This window comes from Gemmata sp. SH-PL17 (genome assembly GCF_001610855.1).
Taxonomy (GTDB): domain Bacteria; phylum Planctomycetota; class Planctomycetia; order Gemmatales; family Gemmataceae; genus Gemmata; species Gemmata massiliana.
On record NZ_CP011271.1, the window covers coordinates 4,218,980 to 4,235,090 of the forward strand.

Annotated in this window: 15 protein-coding genes; 6 read left to right on the forward strand and 9 right to left on the reverse strand. The window is 63.3% G+C overall.

Annotation, left to right across the window (positions count from 1 at the left end):
• Nucleotides 1–2 precede the first annotated feature (2 nt).
• The 5 genes from VT84_RS17635 to VT84_RS17650 all read right to left on the reverse strand — a co-directional run bounded on the left by VT84_RS17635 (nucleotide 3) and on the right by VT84_RS17650 (nucleotide 6,202).
• Nucleotides 3–968, reverse strand: coding sequence for a C45 family autoproteolytic acyltransferase/hydolase (locus tag VT84_RS17635; protein ID WP_052554030.1), 966 nt, complete (start codon nucleotides 966–968; stop codon nucleotides 3–5).
• Between the two features lie 45 nt (nucleotides 969–1,013).
• Complete coding sequence (locus VT84_RS39645) at nucleotides 1,014–1,472, reverse strand: hypothetical protein (RefSeq protein WP_082840442.1); 459 nt, start codon at nucleotides 1,470–1,472, stop codon at nucleotides 1,014–1,016.
• Nucleotides 1,430–3,457, reverse strand: coding sequence for a class I SAM-dependent methyltransferase (locus VT84_RS17645; protein WP_162271746.1), 2,028 nt, complete (start codon nucleotides 3,455–3,457; stop codon nucleotides 1,430–1,432). Before VT84_RS17645 ends, VT84_RS39645 begins: the two co-directional genes overlap by 43 nt.
• Nucleotides 3,458–3,607: 150 nt before the next feature.
• Nucleotides 3,608–4,060, reverse strand: a complete 453-nt coding sequence (locus VT84_RS38635) for a hypothetical protein (protein ID WP_157469584.1) — start codon at nucleotides 4,058–4,060, stop codon at nucleotides 3,608–3,610.
• Between the two features lie 108 nt (nucleotides 4,061–4,168).
• Nucleotides 4,169–6,202 (reverse strand): serine/threonine-protein kinase, encoded by a 2,034-nt coding sequence (locus tag VT84_RS17650; protein WP_052554034.1) that lies wholly within the window; start codon nucleotides 6,200–6,202, stop codon nucleotides 4,169–4,171.
• A gap of 487 nt (nucleotides 6,203–6,689) precedes the next feature.
• Between VT84_RS17650 and VT84_RS38640 the strand changes: the two genes are divergently transcribed.
• Together VT84_RS38640 and VT84_RS17655 are read left to right on the forward strand one after the other, a co-directional pair.
• A complete protein-coding gene (locus VT84_RS38640) occupies nucleotides 6,690–6,836 on the forward strand; it encodes a hypothetical protein (protein WP_157469586.1) in 147 nt (48 codons plus the stop codon).
• Between the two features lie 246 nt (nucleotides 6,837–7,082).
• On the forward strand, nucleotides 7,083–7,952 hold the full coding sequence (locus VT84_RS17655) for a TIGR03009 domain-containing protein (RefSeq protein WP_082840444.1): 870 nt from the start codon (nucleotides 7,083–7,085) through the stop codon (nucleotides 7,950–7,952).
• A gap of 58 nt (nucleotides 7,953–8,010) precedes the next feature.
• On the opposite strand, the gene VT84_RS17660 is transcribed toward VT84_RS17655, so the two are convergent.
• On the reverse strand, nucleotides 8,011–8,691 hold the full coding sequence (locus tag VT84_RS17660) for a hypothetical protein (RefSeq protein ID WP_052554039.1): 681 nt from the start codon (nucleotides 8,689–8,691) through the stop codon (nucleotides 8,011–8,013).
• 158 nt (nucleotides 8,692–8,849) lie between these two features.
• Between VT84_RS17660 and VT84_RS17665 the strand changes: the two genes are divergently transcribed.
• Nucleotides 8,850–10,187: a PHP domain-containing protein gene (locus VT84_RS17665; protein ID WP_052554041.1), complete on the forward strand. Its 1,338-nt coding sequence runs from the start codon at nucleotides 8,850–8,852 to the stop codon at nucleotides 10,185–10,187.
• A 44-nt stretch (nucleotides 10,188–10,231) separates the two neighbouring features.
• Here VT84_RS17665 and VT84_RS17670 read toward each other — a convergent pair whose 3' ends face one another.
• Nucleotides 10,232–11,284 (reverse strand): histone deacetylase, encoded by a 1,053-nt coding sequence (locus VT84_RS17670; protein WP_239465880.1) that lies wholly within the window; start codon nucleotides 11,282–11,284, stop codon nucleotides 10,232–10,234.
• Between the two features lie 212 nt (nucleotides 11,285–11,496).
• Here VT84_RS17670 and VT84_RS17675 point away from each other — a divergent pair, with 212 nt between their 5' ends.
• From VT84_RS17675 to VT84_RS17685, 3 genes are all read left to right on the forward strand, one after another.
• Nucleotides 11,497–12,318: an arylamine N-acetyltransferase family protein gene (locus tag VT84_RS17675; RefSeq protein ID WP_082840445.1), complete on the forward strand. Its 822-nt coding sequence runs from the start codon at nucleotides 11,497–11,499 to the stop codon at nucleotides 12,316–12,318.
• 504 nt (nucleotides 12,319–12,822) lie between these two features.
• Nucleotides 12,823–14,280 (forward strand): KamA family radical SAM protein, encoded by a 1,458-nt coding sequence (locus tag VT84_RS17680; RefSeq protein WP_082840446.1) that lies wholly within the window; start codon nucleotides 12,823–12,825, stop codon nucleotides 14,278–14,280.
• Nucleotides 14,281–14,536: 256 nt separating this feature from the next.
• Nucleotides 14,537–15,559, forward strand: coding sequence for a D-alanine--D-alanine ligase (locus tag VT84_RS17685; protein ID WP_082840447.1), 1,023 nt, complete (start codon nucleotides 14,537–14,539; stop codon nucleotides 15,557–15,559).
• On the opposite strand, the gene VT84_RS42305 is transcribed toward VT84_RS17685, so the two are convergent.
• Both VT84_RS42305 and VT84_RS42310 read right to left on the reverse strand, forming a co-directional pair.
• Nucleotides 15,551–15,850, reverse strand: a complete 300-nt coding sequence (locus VT84_RS42305; protein WP_052554051.1) for a type II toxin-antitoxin system RelE/ParE family toxin — start codon at nucleotides 15,848–15,850, stop codon at nucleotides 15,551–15,553. The two genes, VT84_RS17685 and VT84_RS42305, sit on opposite strands and share 9 nt — an antisense overlap.
• A complete protein-coding gene (locus VT84_RS42310) occupies nucleotides 15,837–16,088 on the reverse strand; it encodes an addiction module protein (RefSeq protein WP_052554053.1) in 252 nt (83 codons plus the stop codon). The genes VT84_RS42305 and VT84_RS42310 overlap by 14 nt, the downstream gene beginning before the upstream one ends.
• Between the last annotated feature and the right edge of the window lie 23 nt (nucleotides 16,089–16,111).

Sequence of the window (16,111 nt, forward strand, 5' to 3'; positions counted from 1 at the left end):
GTTCAGTTCAGGAAGTAACGGTACAGGTCGGCGAGTGTCATTTCTTCGCACACGCTTTCGGGGAGCAAGTGACTGGGGACGAACATTTCGGCGGTCTGCGTGGCCGGGCACATCACGACGTGCTGCGCGGTGATCTCCTGGAGAACGTGCTTGCTCGTCAGGAGGTTCAGCGGGCGGACCTGACCCACGAACGCGGCCATGTGTGCGTAACGCGGACACTCTTCCGGTGTGCTCAGATCACGAAAGTGATTGGTCGCCAGCAACGGCTCCGATCCCCGGGCTTCACGCACGGTCGCGCGCCGCGGGGCGCGCTCAACAATCGCACGTTCCTCGTTTCGCGTACCCACCACGGTAATGATGCCACCGGACATGAGCCGCTCGGTGGTGATCATTTCGAGGGCCGCGCGGTAGTTCGTTGCGGTATCGAGGACGTGCCGGAGGAACAGTAGCATCGGGTAACCGTCCGGGTCCGAGCCGCCGAACGCCGCGTTCAGGCACACGCAGAACCCGTGGCTCGACAGACCCGTAACCGCACCCAACATGCCGAGGAAGCCGGCGTTCACGCCGTACTCTTCGGTCACCAAGCAACTCGCCTTCGCGACCTTCTCGGCCGGGAACCAGTCCATGTTCCGCGCGAGCACCGGTCCGTCCGGTCCCGCGAGCGCGAGGGTCGAACACCCCATTGCGCTCGCGCCCATGAGCAGGTCGTAACACAGGTTCGCGGCCAGAAGGTCGACCGGTTCCACCCCGATCACTGCGGCACTGGTTCGGGCGCGATCCGCGTGGACCTTGTACTTCGCGAACACGTGCGGGGCGACGTGTGCGACCGGCCCCAGTTTTTTGAAGAGACCGCACGTGGCGGTGAGCAGATCCTTCGACTTGGCGACCAGGTCCGCTGGGTACGGCGGTACGTGACCGACGACGCGGACCGGTTCGTAGCTGTAGCCCTCGCTGTTCGTGATTTGCACGGGGCACCTCCGGATGCGATGTGACTTCGCTCCGATAGGACACCCTCACCCCAAGCTCTCGCCGCGCCGGAAGACGAGGCCCGTTGTTCGCGTGGTCCCACCTTCCATCGTCGAGCGCCGGCGCGCGCCTTCCGTAGCATCTGGGTCGAAGGTGAAGCCTGCTTGCTGGAGCAGCTCAGCCCAACGCTCCACCGCAGAGTCAGTTCCGGCCACAAAGACGACGCGACAGCCCTGAAACGTTGCCAGAATGTTCGGGGCGAACTGGTCCTCAATGTGTTCGAGGAAACCCACCGACCAACCCAGATCGAATTCGCCCGCGAACAGTGGTTTACGGCAGTAATCGTGTTCGATGATGACTTGACAGTCGCGTGCGACTTGCGGGTCGCCAGACACGCCGACGGCCCGGATGCTTTTGCGTCTGGCGCGGTAGACCGTTTCGGGCGAATTGCACCCGACGTCGATCAGCGTCCGCACCCCGAACCGGGACGCCAGGAAGTCGAGCACGCCTTCATCGAACTCTTCGGCTCCGAGGTCGGTGTCGTGTGTGTACTTGATTTCTGGCACCAGTTGCGGGCGCCCCAGCGCGCGGCGAAACAGGAACGAGAGGAAGTAACTGTCCACCAGCAGGTCGGCGGGGGCATGTGCGCGAGCACACGGGTCGCGCGCCGGCTCTTGATCGTGTTGTTCGACAGCATGTACATCGCCGCATCGGAGCGGAACGAAAGTTCGTGAACGGCGTCCGAATGGCGCTCGCTCAGGCGCTCGCTCGCCTGCCACGAGATGGGCATGACGCGCTCTGTGGGCAGGATATGTGCCCACTTCGGGTGCGCGGCGACGGCTTGGTCTAGCGGCACCGACGAGAGGTCGAGCCAGCCCCGTTCGCGCCGGGACCGGAGAACCGCGCACACGCGCTCGTAGTGATCCCGGATCACGGCCCCACCGGGAGCCGAGGTCATGAAACTGGCACTCATGTACCCAAGCGGGTCACGGTACCCGACGAACCCGTTGGCGTCGGCCAGATCGAACACGAAATCCAAGCTGGTCAGCACGATGCAGTCGGCATCAAGGTACAGCCCGCCGTAGTGGGCGAGCAGGTACGCGCGAATAAAGTCGGCCTTGTGAGGAAGGATGAGCGCGTCGATCGGGAGGTCACGGTCGTGGAGGAACAAGGCATCGAATCCGCCCCGGTCGAGCACTTCAACGCGAACGTGTCGATTGTGCGCGCGGATCGTTTCGCAACACAGCTCGATGTACCCCGGCATCGGCCCTTCCCAGTACACCCACACGGTGCGGGGAGTGCGGACCGTCTCCATCGGAAGTGAATCGATCGATGATGTCGCGATCAGAGGCGCCGGTTCGGGTACCTCTTGTGTGCGCGCGGGGTCGGAGACCTGAAAAACCGCGAGGTAATCCGCTTGGCACACTCGCACCAATCCGCGCGCCGCGGCGATCTCGTCCACAACTCGGCGCACGTCGGGCCAGTCGGGGTCCGGGTAACCGTGGCACGCGAGATATCCGTCCGGCGCGAGCCGCGTGAGCGCGAGTTCCATGTCCGCGCGGACGTGCGCCGCGTCGTGCTCCCCGTCCACAAAAACGAGATCGAAGGGACCGAGGTGCGGATCAAGTTCGGCAAAGTGGCACTGGAAGAACGTAACGTTTGGTGGGCAACCGAACCGTTCAAGCCAGCCTGCCGCAGGCGCGGAATCGAGAACGTCGACGGAAACGATTTCGCGCGCCGATTGCGCCAGCGCGACCGTACTGCGCCCGCGGAACCGGCCGAATTCGAGCACCCGTTTATCGCGCGCGAGTTCCCAGAGCGCTCGCCCCTCGGCGAAACTCAACCACCCGGGTACACCCTCGGGGTGCCGGTATGTGTCAGCCGGTTCGGGAACGAACCGGAAGCCGGGAACGAAATCCGGGGCGTAGGCCGGCGGAGTACCGAACGCACTGATAACGGGGACGTGCTCCACGAGGCACGGGCTCGTGTACCAGAGCGGCCAGCCCGCGCCTCCCGCGATCGTGACTGCGCGGGCGTCCTGTCCGCCCCCGTGCCGGTCCCATTGGTCGAGCATGGCGCCCAGCCCACCGCGGCTAAACACGTAAGCCTGTGAGCCCCACAAACGGGCCTTCTGCCACTGCGCGTTCGGGCCGGTCGTTAGCGCCGGGCGCGCGAGCCGGTAGCCGAGTTCCGGGCACGTGCGCGCCCACGGGTCGTGGATCGTGTCGGGGACGAACAGACTGCCCCAGTGGAGCTGTCCCGTTGTGATCGGGTGCCAGCGCGTGAGGTTCGCCCACAGGTGGCGGTTCACCTGTACGTCGTCTTCGAGAACCACGGCCCACCAGCACCCGTCCCCCCACGCGCGCTGGAGAACCGTTCGGTACATTCGGGACGTGCTCTGCCACCCGACCGGCCAGTCCGCGGGCTGGCGCAGTACGACGGGCGCGCCAGGCCAGTCGCTCGCGCGGACCGAGGCGAGGGTCCGTTCCAATACGGCCTCGCGCCCCGGGCATGTGACGACGTACAAACCGAAATACGGTAGCGTTGGCATTGTTTGAGCAAAGAAAAAACGAACCTGCGGCACCATGTGCCGCAGTGGAGGGGAGTTCGGCGCGGTACGAGGCCGCGATGAACGCGCCGATTATCCTGTGATGTCGGAAGGGAGCGGAGGGGGAGGGGGGGGCCACCCCTGGAAAGCTCCGGCGACGGGCGCGGATTGTTCGAGAGGGGACGTTGGGCAGCAACCCGTCGGGTTGGGGCCGCCGCCGTAGAACCAGACGCCGTCCGGCCCACTCCAGGACGGTCCCGTGCGGAGCCAAGCGAGTGCCGTGAGCGGCACCCCCGCGGGGGTGGACCCGGAAACGGGTACGCCGGTCGCGCACCACTGTCCCCCGACGGGGGTAACGTCTACGTCGTAGGTCTGCTTCGGCTCCGCTGATCCTACCGGTGGAACGTGTCCCGCGACCACGCGCACTCGCACAGTCAGCGGTAACGATCCCGCGGTATCACCGTCGCCCGTAGATCCGCGCACGCAGATCGTCCCACCCGGAAACGAGCCGGAGCCTGAACCGGTCCCGCTAACCAGGACGTTCATGTTAATCGTTGGGCACTGGATCTGCACGGTTGCTCCGAATTTCAAGTGAAACAGATGCAAAGTCGCCTTTAGGTCCGTTGGTTGTGGTTCGACCCGGGCCGAAGCCGGTCATTCCGTTTCTATGTACCGGGCAGTTAAAACCGACACATCAGCCCCGTTGCAGTAGATCCCGTATTCCCCTATGAGGTGCGGGTCGGGCAGCATCCGTCGTTGTTGACTAAGTGCGAATTCGTTGGTCAGCTCTGAGCACTCGGCCCCGTCCCACCGGATGCTCCAGACACACTCCGGACGCACTTCGAGTTCCAGGAGGTGCTCCTTGGGTCCGGGAGACGCGACGGGCGTTCCGGAAAATCCCCACACTTGTAGATCCGGTCTTTGATCGGTGAGTCGGACGAGATTGCCGCGCGAGCGCGACAGCGAGTATTTGGCCGCGTTTCCGGGGAGCCCAACGTGTACGAGGTGGATGAGCTGGCACCGGAACTCGTTCGGTTCCTGGGACGGGCTACCGCCGCCAAAGTAAATACCAACGCCACCTTCCCAGGTTACCTGTCGGAGCCCGACCTGGAGCTTGTACCCTTTCGCTTGTGTTTCCCCGAGTCGGAGCAGCGATTTACTCGGTGACCGTACCGAAAGGAGTTCCTTCTTGGGGTTGAAGTCGAAGAACGCGATTTGACTGGCGCGCCACAGGCGTTCCGTGGGCTGAGCGGTCAGGAGGTTTCGCCATTTTTTGGGATCGTGCGGTGGCTCTTCCGGGGGTAGCGGCTGTTTCGCTTGGTTTGGTACCGGCGCGGGCGCGAACGCGGTGTACCCACCGATCCCGGCCCCACCGAGCACCAGTACCAGTGCCGCGACCCCGCGCCACCGGCGGCGCCTCGGGCGCGGTTGGATCTTCACCGTCGCGGGGAAGAACGACGTCGGCGTCTCGGAAGCCGAGAGGTCGTTCGACTCGGCACCGGACACAGACAGGCCGGACAACTTGGACAGCCCGCGTTCGTCCGACAGGCTCTTGAGCGCGTCGGCGACCTTTCCCGGGGTCGCCGGCCGGTCGTCCGGGTTCTTCGCCAGCATCCGGTCGAGGAGCGCGACCAGTGGCGCGGGGAGTTCGGGCCGGCGGGTCGTGATCGGCGGCGCGGCCTCTGTCTGGTGCGCGGTCATCAGGCGCATGAAGGTCTTGCGCTCGGTCCCGGAGAACGGCGGGTCGCCCGCGAGCAGGGCGTACAGGGTGCAGCCGAGACTGTAGATGTCGGCGCGGACGTCCACCGCGTGCGTGTTCGCCCACTGTTCCGGGGCCATGTACTCGGCCGTTCCCATCACTTCGCCGGCCCCGGTCAACTCGTCGTCGTTCGGGTTCGGGTCGTTCGACCGGAGCAGGGCCAACCCGAGGTCCAGCACTTTGACCTGCCCGCTCGTGGACAGCATCAGGTTGGACGGCTTGATGTCCCGGTGAACCAGGCCGTTCTCGTGCGCATGTTGCAGCCCGAGCGCGGCCTGGCGCACGAGTTCGCACGCGACGGGAACCGGGAGCGGTCCGCACCGGTTAATGAGTTTGGCGAGGTTCGAGCCCTCGATCAGTTCCATTACGAGGAAGTGCAACCCGTCCACGTCGCCCGCGTCGGTGGCCCGGACGATGTTCGGGTGGTCCAGGCGCCCAACTACTTCCATTTCCAACTGGAACCGGGCCACCGCGCGATGGTCCCACATTTGGCTCGCGGACAGGATCTTGACGGCGAAGAATTTCTTGAGGCGCGCGTGCTCGGCCCGGTACACGGTACCCATCCCACCCTGGCCGAGGCGCTCCATGATCCGGTACTGTCCCAGGCGCTCCGGGGGCTTGGGGACGACGTAGTGGACCTGTGTGGGCGGGAGCGAGCGGCTCGACGCGAGCACGTAAGGGTAATCGGGCAGTGTAGGGTCGCTCGGGCCGACATTGTTCTGAGACGATCTCGCCGGCTTTCGGAACTTCGAGTGGGTCACCTCGTCCATTCGGCGCACCGCGGCGTCGCAGGATTTGCAACTCGATACGTGTGCCCCGATCTCGTCCATTGTGGGCGCGGGCAACTCGTCCGAAAGGAACGCGGCGAGTTCGGCCGGGGTGGGGCACGCGCGCGGCGCGGATTGGGGGGCTTCGGGTGTTCGGTTCATCAACGATCCCCTCGGAACGGAATCATCGGTCCCAGTACCACCACGCCCGGCGCCGGGCCTAACTGAATACCCGCCCGTGCGGACTTACACCCGAAGCACGAGCGCACTCGTGTTTATGCGCGGAACGAGGCTAATTTACTCGCGGACCGCTTCGCGAGCATCGCACCGGTCGCGCATTGCTCTCAAATAAGTCCCCAAACTACCGCAAACACGTCACCTGGGGTAAGTGTTCCCGAAAGATCGCTTGAATAACGCGAGTCGCAAAGGTGTCGGATATGGCAATCGTATAGAACTTGCGCGTGAGTGGAAAATGAGGGCGATGACGCGAACCCGGCGGTTTGGGAAAAATTAACCGACGGTTGTTCGCGTGTGAAAGCAATTCACTCGGCGCGGCACGGCACGACGGCACGGCGGTTGCAAAGTCATGGGTGCCGGGGACGCAGGGACACGCTGCCCGGGCATCTAACCTTCTCACATCGAGGGCCGAGTGATGCAAGCCGACAGCATTGACCGCAACGATCTGTACCGTTTGGCGGACGACGGCTGCCCCCACAGCCCGACCAGCGACACCAGTGCCCACGACCTCAGTGCGTTATGGATCGCGCTCGGTAAAGACGACCGAAGGGCCGAGTAAAACTTCCCAACACAATTGAAAAGAAGGACTCAAGTCCCCGCCGCCGCTCTCGGCGGGGAGAGTGAACCGCCCCCTCTTCTGCACTTCACTTCTTCTACCAATCCCACCCCTTCGCCTATCAGGAAATATTTGACTCAAAATAAATCGACTCGGAGTGATTGTCCGGACAGTCGGTGGTTGGACTTTTGTTCGCGCGCTGGGCGGGTTATAGGACCGCGACCCCATACTTGGTCGAAGGAGGTCCGCATGCGCCCGGTGGGTATCGTTCTGGCCGTTCTGCTGATCGCGGCGTGTCCACCGCGCCGGTCCCGCGTCGTGTACGTCCAATCGGTCCCAGTTACTCCGATTGTGGCAGCGCCTGTTGCCGATCTCGTTCCCCAGGCTCCACCTCCGGTAGCCGTAGACCCCGTTCTCGATCCCCACCTGCGGGCGTGGGAGGAGAAGGTCGCGGGGCTCACAAACTTGCGCGCGGAAGTGGCTCTGACCCGCACCGACGCGGTATTCATGAAAACGACCTCTTTCGGCGGGCCGGAATCGGTGGTGCTATGGATGAAACCGAACTACGTAGTCTTTCGGATCAATAACATCGGTGACCCGGCGAAGACCGACTATGAGGCGTTTATTTGCGATAGCAAATTCCTGTACTTGTACAGCGGCCTCGCCAAGACCATCACCGCAATCAAGTTGCCACTGAATGCAGAAGCGAACTGGCCGTGGAACCGGCTGCTGGCCCCGAACCCGGCACTCGAACTCCTTTCCGGCGTGAAGGCGAAGGAGATGAAAGAGCGGTTCGACATCAAACTCCTCAAGAGCGATGAGAACTATCTTTATCTGGATCTGAAGCCGCGCTCGGACGAAGGCACGCGCGCGTTCGCGCACATGCGATTGGCCCTTTACGGTCCGGGACCGAACACGGCGAAGATCTCATACTTGCCGGCCCAGGCGTATGTGCTCAAGCCGAACGGCGACACGGAAGTGTGGAAATTCACGAACCCGCAAATCGATCTCCCGGGTGTAGAGGCGAAGCACTTCCAGTTCGTCAACATCAAGGGTTGGAAGCTTCAGCAGATTCTCCCACCTCCGAAAACAAACGCAGACGATTCGCTCGAACCGTAAAGCCGTAGTCGGGCGGAAGAGTTCCCGGCGCGCGAAAACGTCGCAAGCCGGGGGGCGTTCACATGTAGCACTCGTCGTCGGCGCTCGCGGCCGGTGTGCGTGCCTTTTTCGCGCGCTTGCCGGGAGTCGGTGAGTCGAACAGCCGCTCGACCCCGCCTCGCAGGTCCATCAGGAACCCACGGACCAGGGGCGGGCGCAGCTCTTCTAGCCCGAATTGCTTCTTGAGGTCCGCCGCCAGTGCTTTGGCGGCCGGTGTGTCGTACCACTCGATCAGTTCTTTTGCCAGTTCCAGGGCGTGCGCGTGGTGGTCGTTGTGCTCGGCGTCCGTGTCGGGGTTCGCGGTGTCCGCGTAGTAGTCCACGTTCAGGAACGCCTTGTACGCGCCGCAATCCGCGTGCTCGATCACGTACACGTCCGTCACCTCGCCCTTGGTGAGCGTCAGCACCAGTTTCAGGTGGTCGTAGAGGGCTTGCTTCCAGGTCGAGAAGTCGAACGGGACGCAGGTGTGCGCGCTGCGCTGGGTACACGTCGGGTGGTAGACCGGCGCCTTCTTGTTCAGCCCGATGGCGCACCCCGCGAACGTGAGGTGATAGTACCGGTTCGTCAGGTTGTCGTGGTCCAGGAACCGCACGAGGTCGTCGAGCAATCTGCAATCGACGCAACTGATGACGAGCGCGTACTTGCGCGGCGCGAGGTAGTGGTGTGGGTACTTGCGGGACAGTCCGGGTGATGTCGGCATGGTTGCGGGTCCGATGGAGTTGGGTGGCCCACCAAGTTACCCAATCCTGCGCCCGAAGTGTGAACATTTGCGGAACGGGCACGGGAAGATGTTCCCTTTGCCCCCGCGAAACGCATACTTTCACTACTGTTCCTCTCGCTGCCAAGAGGCCCACCCTCATGCCCGTCTCCCGTCCGCTCGCGGCCGTTGTACTCACCGGTTCTGTGTTCGCCGTCGCTGTCGCGTTCCAGAACACGGACGTCGCGCCGACGACGCCCACACTGCCCGTTCCGTCCCCGCTCACCACAGCGCCGCCGAAGTACTGGCGCGGGAACCTGCACACGCACACGCTCTGGAGCGACGGCGACGATTTCCCCGAAATGGTCGTCGATTGGTACAAACAGCACGGCTACGACTTCCTCGCGCTCACGGACCACAACGTGATTGCGGAGGGTGCGAAGTGGGTGGACGCCGACGCCAACGCGACCCGCAAGGCGGCCGTGGCGAAGTACACGCGGCGGTTCGGGGATCGGTGGCTCGAAACGCGCACCGTGAAGGACAAGGCACAAGTGCGGTTGAAGCCCCTCGCCGAGTTCCGTTCGCTCTTTGAAGAGCCGGGCAAGTTCCTGCTCGTGCCCGCGGAGGAGATCACGCACGCTTACGCGAAGCGCCCGGTCCACATCAACGGCATCAACCTGCGCGACCCGATCAAGCCCCTGGACGGTGCGGACGCGGTCGAAACGGTTCGCGTGAACCTGCGCCAGGTGAACGAGCAGCGCACGAAGACCAGCCGCGCGATGATCGCGTTCCTGAACCACCCGAACTTCGGGTGGGGCGTGCGCGCGGAGGAGATGCTACTCGCCGACGAGTTGCGCTACTTCGAGGTGTTTAATGGGCACCCGGGCGTGCGGAACTACGGGGACGGCGCGCACGCGAGTTGCGAGCGCGTGTGGGACATCACGCTCGCGCTGCGCCTGGGCAAACACAACCTGTCGGTCGTGTACGGGCTCGCGACCGACGACTCGCACGGGTACCACGAGTACGGCGTGGGTAAAGTGAACCCGGGGCGCGGGTGGGTGATGGTGAAGGCCCCGTTCCTCACCGCGGAAACCGTCGTGAAGGGGTTGGAAGCGGGCGATTTCTACGCGAGCACTGGTGTCGTACTGAACGAGATCACCCATGAGGGCGGTGTTCTGAAGCTAGCGATCCGGACCGAACCCGGGGTGACATACAAGACGGAGTTCGTCGCCACGATGAAAGGAACCGATCTGACCGGTTCGCCGAAGGTGTTCACGGACAAAGAGGGCAAAGAAACTCCGGTGACGGGGGACTACTCACCCGACATTGGCAAGGTGGTGGCGCAATCGACCGATCCGAACCCCACGTACACGCTGACGGGTAAGGAACTGTACGTCCGCGCGAAGGTGACGAGCAGCAAGCCGCACCCGAACCCCTACGCGAAGGGCGATGTCGAAGTCGCCTGGACGCAGCCCGTTGTTCCGAGCGCGAAACCCTAATTCGTGCGACACGGCACGCGGAGTCACGAATCACACCGTGGCTTCTACTTGCTGTAGCGGCGGAGTAATTCAATCACCGTATTCGCCACGAGCTGGTAGCTGTCGCGGCTGTACCCGCCACTCAACAGCATGACGACCGGGATGCCGCGTGCCCGGAGCTGTTCGACCACGAACAGGTCGCGCGCGAGCACGTCCTCGGCGGACAGGTGCAACCCGCCGAGGGAGTCGTGCGTGAACACATCGGTACCTGCGTTGTAGACCGCCAGCCCGACGCGCTCGCTGCGCCCGATCGAGTCGAGGAACCCGGGAAGCGTGCGTTCCAGGATTTGCAGGTATTCTGTCCCCGCACACCGAGTGGGGAGGGGGACCGGGCAATCGATCCGAGCGCGGGCTTCTCGGTCGTGGGCGGGATAAATGTTGGGGTTGTACGCATCGAACATGAACAGTTGGCGGTCGGCACGGAAGTGGTGGCTGACGCCGTTACCCTGATGGGCGTCGAGGTCCACATACGCGACGCGATCAGTTGCGGTCAGGCGCCCCTCGGCTCGCAGTCTGTTGACCAGATATGCGACGTCGTTGAACACGCAGAACCCTTCGCCGCGGTCCGGTTTGGCGTGATGATAACCACCAGAGAGATTAACTGCGACGCCGGAAACGAGCGCCTCACGCGCAGCAACGAGCGAACCCGCCACGGCCCACCGCATGGGTCGCAGAATCACTCGCCACACCGCCCACGCGGGCAACTTCCGGAGAAAGGGCAATTCCAGCGCCCACGACAGTTCGAGCGGGTCGTTCAGGCGCTTCAAATAAGTCGGATCGTGAACGGCCATGAGATCGGCGACGGACACTGGGCGCGGAACTCCCACCCACGCGCGGTTCCGCAAGCGCCGAACCGCGCGCCCGATGGCCTTCCACGCGCGCCCGTACTTCCGCGAATCGAACGGGTGCATGCGCTCCAGCCCGAGGAACCCGATGTTGTAATGGCGAGTGTAGACCAGTTTCATCGACAAGAACCTGTGCCCGGTCTTCGGATCGATGCTGTTGAGGTGCGTCTCGCCGATCATACCAGATTGCAGCGGCAGATTCGACGAGCGCAATCAATCCGCCACTGATGAACGCGGAACGCGCGGATCAGTCATAGGAGAAGCCGATAATCTCAAAAGGGATACGGAGCTACAAAAGGGCGACAGAAAACAGAAAGTTGCAGGTAGACATCTGGGACCGAGACCGCCTTGAAACTTCGTATCGTCGCCGCAGAACTCCCAAGGCAGTTTCGTGGATTTCCGAACCACTACAAGTACCACTCCAAATGAACCTCGATGCTTACCTCTCCCGCATCGGTTACGTCGGCCCGCGCACCCCGACGCTCCCCGTATTGCGGGACATCATCCTCGCACACACCTGCACGATCCCGTTCGAGAACCTCGATGTTCTCTTGGGGCGCGAGATCCAGTTGGAGCTGCCCGCGGTCGAGCGGAAGCTCGTGGGGGATCGCCGCGGCGGTTACTGCTTCGAGCAGAACTCGCTGTTACTCGGGGCGCTGAGCGCCATCGGGTTCAGTGCGCAGCCGTTGGCCGCGCGGGTGCGAATCCAGATGCCGCGTGAATACACGCCGCCGCGAACACACTTGTTCCTGCGTGTCGAGGTGGACGGCGATTCGTGGTTGGTCGACGTGGGGTTGGGTGGGCTGACGCCGACAACACCACTACGGATCGACCAAATCGACAGCGAGCAACCAACCCCGCACGAAACGCGGCGCATTATCAGTGAGGAGCGTAACCCTGCACCGCGGTACTTCCACCAGGCGAAACTCGGCGACACGTGGGCGGACGTGTACGAATTCACGCTCGACGAGATGCCCGATATCGACCGCGAGGTCGGCAACTGGTGGACGAGTCGTCACAAGAACTCGAAGTTCCGCCAGAACTTGCTTATCGCTCGCGCACGACCGGACGGGACACGGGTCTCGATCCTGAACCGCGAGTTCACGCGCCGTTGTGGTGCCGAGGTGATCGAGCGATTCGAGATCACCGACCCCGACCAACTACTGAGTGTGCTCGCCGAACGATTCGGACTGGTCTTCCCGGCGGACACGCGGTTCGGCGCACCGGGCTCTGTGTGGCCGACATGACCGTGCTGATTATCCACTCGACAATCACCCATGACACGAGCGTGCCTGTCGCCTTCAGTAAAACTGCGGTTGCGGGGCACACGTTGACCGTGCCCCAATGCTCACGTCCTTATTCTCGCGGTGCCCGTCCCTACTGCCGACTTGTTGCAGCAAGGTGAAGACTCTCGTTCCGAACCGTCGCGCGCTTTCTCTTGACCGCATTTCACAGGCGTGCTATTTCGCAGCGTCAATCGTATTCGGTCGCCGGGCGCGTCGAAAATGTAAGGTCGGGTACCGACCGTGGCGCGCGGAACCGTCCGGGGTGTAATGATGGTGGCGCGAAAAAAGCGCGGAAACCGGGCAGTATCGGCGGGCGTGCAACTTGTTTTTCACAGACCTCGCGTTACGATTCGTTCTTAAAGCGTTCTCGCTCCGGCGCACACCGCCGGTCGGACCGCACCCGTCGAGCCGGTCGCCGCGTGGCGCCGGCCCGGGACTCGCGGACCCGTGGAGGTTAATCGGCGTATGTTCGAGTCCGACGCCCGACACCCGCTCGTCGAGCACGCGGTCATCCCGACCGTGAGCGGGTTCGAGGACGAAGAGCCTCCGAGTCTCCCGCGGCGCCACCCGCTGTGGAAGGACGTGAGTGCCGACCAGTGGGACGACTGGCGCTGGCAGACTCACAACGCGATCCGCTCGGTGCGCCAGTTGCGGAACCTGCTCCCGTTTTCACCTGCCGAACTCGAAGTGCTCGGGCGCTTGGAGGGCGAGTACAAGCTCGCCATCCCACCGTACTACTTCTCGCTCATCGACCCGGAAGACCCGAACGACCCCATCCGGCTCCAGTCGGTACCATCGCCGCTCGAAGCCGAGAACCCGTCCGGGTACGAACTCGACGACCCGCTCGAAGAAGACAAGGACTCCCCGGTCCCCGGTCTCACGCACCGCTACCCGGACCGCGCGCTTCTGATCACCACGCCCAACTGCACCATGTACTGCCGGTACTGCACGCGCAAGCGCGCCACGCTCACACGCGGCGGCTGGGAGGGCGTGAGTGCCGACGACGAGCGGATGATCCAGTACGTTCGCGAGCACCGCGAGATCCGCGACGTGATCGTGTCCGGCGGTGACCCGCTCACGTTGCCCATCGGCAAGCTCCGGTTCTACCTGGAAAATCTGAAGGCTATCAACCACGTCGATGTGATCCGCATCGGCACCCGGGTGCCCGTCACGCTCCCGCAGCGGTTGTACGATCCGGAGCTGATCGACCTGCTCGGTTCGGCGGAAAAGGTCTACATTCAGACGCACTTCAACCACCCGCGCGAGGTCACCCCGGAAGCGGTGCGCGTGTGCCGGTCGTTGCTGCGTGCCGGGATGCCGATCAACAACCACTCGGTGCTCTTGAAGGGCGTGAACGACGACCTCGGCACCATGCGGTCGCTCCTGCGGAACCTGCTGAAAGCCAAAGTTCGTCCGTACTACCTCTTCCACTGCGACCCCGTAACCGGGGCCGGTCACTTCCGCACCAGTGTGTGGAAGGGGCTGGAAATCATGGAGGGGCTGCGCGGGCACATGTCCGGTATCGGCATCCCGACCTACGTGGTCGACAGCCCGCACGGGGGCGGGAAGATCCCGATGATGCCGAACTACCTCGTCTCGATGTCCGACGACGCGGTCGTTCTGCGGAACTACGAAGGGTTGCTGATCCGCTACCAAGCGGAAGACAAGCCCGCCGTGAACGGCCAGCCGACAAACACCCGCGGGGTGAGCGGGCTGCTTCAGGGCGACAAGTCCGCGCTGATTCCGCAGGACAACGAGCGAATGGCCCGGCGGAAGCCGCGTGTCGTTCGTAACGGCTGTGGCGGCGAGGGAGAGGGGGACGGCGAGGGCGAAACCAACACTGATGGCGGTGCCCTGCGGCCCATCATCCCGCTCCCGATGTTGAACAACAACGGTAACGGCAGCGCCGCATCGAACGGGTAAATCACACGACCCTCTTTGATCCGACCCCGGGCTGTAGCCCGGGGTTGTTCGTTTCACACGCTCCTCTTCACGAGTCCGTGAAATCGGGCAATCTTGGTCACGGCGAACGGATCTTGCGCCTGGACCACGTACAACAAATTGAAGGCACGATCCAAGTAGACGAAGTCCAGACACGTCGGGCTACTTGATCGATTGTCACACATTGCGCTCCGTCGCTCCGCGAGCGAGCGGGCCACACTGATGCGGAGTGCTTGTCATGCGAATCGGAATCGCGTGCACCCTGAAACCGGACGGCCCGCTCCCGACCGGGGCACCGGACGATCTCCATGAAGAGTTCGATTCTCCCGTTACCGTGAAGGCCATTGGTGACGTGTTCCGTGCGCTCGGTCACACGGTTGTGGAACTCGGCGACGGGCGCCCCTTTCTCGAAGCCGTTCTCAAGAACCCGCCCGATCTGGTGTTCAACTTCGCGGAAGGGGCGGGTGTGAGCCGCTCGCGCGAGTCTCGTGTCCCCGCTGTGTGCGAGATGCTCGGCATCCCGTACACGGGTTCCGACCCGCTCGCATTGGCGGTCGCGCTCGACAAGGACATGACGCGCCGCGTCGCGGAGTCGTTGGGCGTAACGGTGCCGAAGGGGATCACGCTCGCACCGGTTCCGGGCGAATACGACGGCGATTTTGCAGAGTTCCCGCCGATCCTCGAAGAAGCCGGGCTGTCACTTCCCGTGATCGCGAAACCGACCTGCGAGGGATCGAGCAAGGGCATCCGCAACCGGTGCCTCATCAAGACGGCCGCGGAGTTCGGCCCGACTGTGGTGAGCTTGTGGAAGGACTACCAGCAACCGGTGCTGGTCGAGGAGTTCATTGCCGGTGACGAGGTGACGATCGGCCTCGTCGGGAGCGACCCGCCGCAATCGATCGGCATCATGCACGTGATCCCGAAGACGGCGAACGCGGACTTCGTTTACAGTTTGGAAGTGAAGCGGAACTGGCACGACGCGGTCGATTACGTAGCGCCCGCGAAACTCCCGCCCGATGTGACCCGCGCGATCGAAGCGGACGCGATGGCCGTTTACGCCGGCTTGGGGTGCCGCGACGTCGCTCGATTGGACTTCCGCGTGCGCGCCGGAGTGCCGTACTTTTTGGAGGTGAACCCGCTCCCGGGGCTGAACCCCGAATCCAGCGACTTGTGTTACCTCGCGTACCGCATGGGGCTAACGTACCCGGAACTCATCGGCATGATTCTGGACGCGGCGGTGACGCGGTACGGGCTACGGTAGTCGTCTGCGCCAGTACCCGGGGCGCCGGTTGGTGTGCATTACCGCGAGCAAGAGAACAGCATCGGAAACGCTCTCGAAGTACACCAGCAAGTACGGGAAATTCGGTAAGCGGTAGTAGCGGGTTCCGTGTTGGTACGGTGAGAATTGTGTTGGCGAAGCGCTGATAGCGGCTACGCCAGCGTCGAGTTCGCTCATGAACCGTGCGGCCAATCGCTGACTGACTCGCGCGTACCTTCGGCGGGCGTGCCGAGCTTCTTCGATTGCGCGCGGGTGGAACTCAACTTCCGCCATCAGTGTCGTCCAGGATCTGCTCGCGAGCCGTGCTCCACGGGATAGTTTTTACTTTCCCACTTCGCACGTCCTCAACGCGCGTTTGTATTTCCTCGGCCCACTCCGATTCCGCTCCCTCATCGTTTCCGGCATCAAGGCTTTCCAAAAGGCGCGCTGCTAACTCACCGCGATCCGCCGTCGGAAGTTGGAGGAGCGTTTCGAGAATCGCACTTGCAGTTTGTGTCATATTCCACCTCATCGAAATACTACAGCAACTTTCGG

Bases quoted from the DNA above. Each gene is read 5' to 3' on its own strand.
- VT84_RS38635 (WP_157469584.1), bottom strand. From the start codon at position 4,060: ATGAACGTCCTGGTTAGCGGGACCGGTTCAGGCTCCGGCTCGTTTCCG.
- VT84_RS17650 (WP_052554034.1), bottom strand. From the start codon at position 6,202: ATGAACCGAACACCCGAAGCCCCCCAATCCGCGCCGCGCGCGTGCCCC.
- VT84_RS17655 (WP_082840444.1), top strand. From the start codon at position 7,083: ATGCGCCCGGTGGGTATCGTTCTGGCCGTTCTGCTGATCGCGGCGTGT.
- VT84_RS17660 (WP_052554039.1), bottom strand. From the start codon at position 8,691: ATGCCGACATCACCCGGACTGTCCCGCAAGTACCCACACCACTACCTC.
- VT84_RS17665 (WP_052554041.1), top strand. From the start codon at position 8,850: ATGCCCGTCTCCCGTCCGCTCGCGGCCGTTGTACTCACCGGTTCTGTG.
- VT84_RS17675 (WP_082840445.1), top strand. From the start codon at position 11,497: ATGAACCTCGATGCTTACCTCTCCCGCATCGGTTACGTCGGCCCGCGC.
- VT84_RS17680 (WP_082840446.1), top strand. From the start codon at position 12,823: ATGTTCGAGTCCGACGCCCGACACCCGCTCGTCGAGCACGCGGTCATC.
- VT84_RS17685 (WP_082840447.1), top strand. From the start codon at position 14,537: ATGCGAATCGGAATCGCGTGCACCCTGAAACCGGACGGCCCGCTCCCG.
- VT84_RS42305 (WP_052554051.1), bottom strand. From the start codon at position 15,850: ATGGCGGAAGTTGAGTTCCACCCGCGCGCAATCGAAGAAGCTCGGCAC.
- VT84_RS42310 (WP_052554053.1), bottom strand. From the start codon at position 16,088: ATGAGGTGGAATATGACACAAACTGCAAGTGCGATTCTCGAAACGCTC.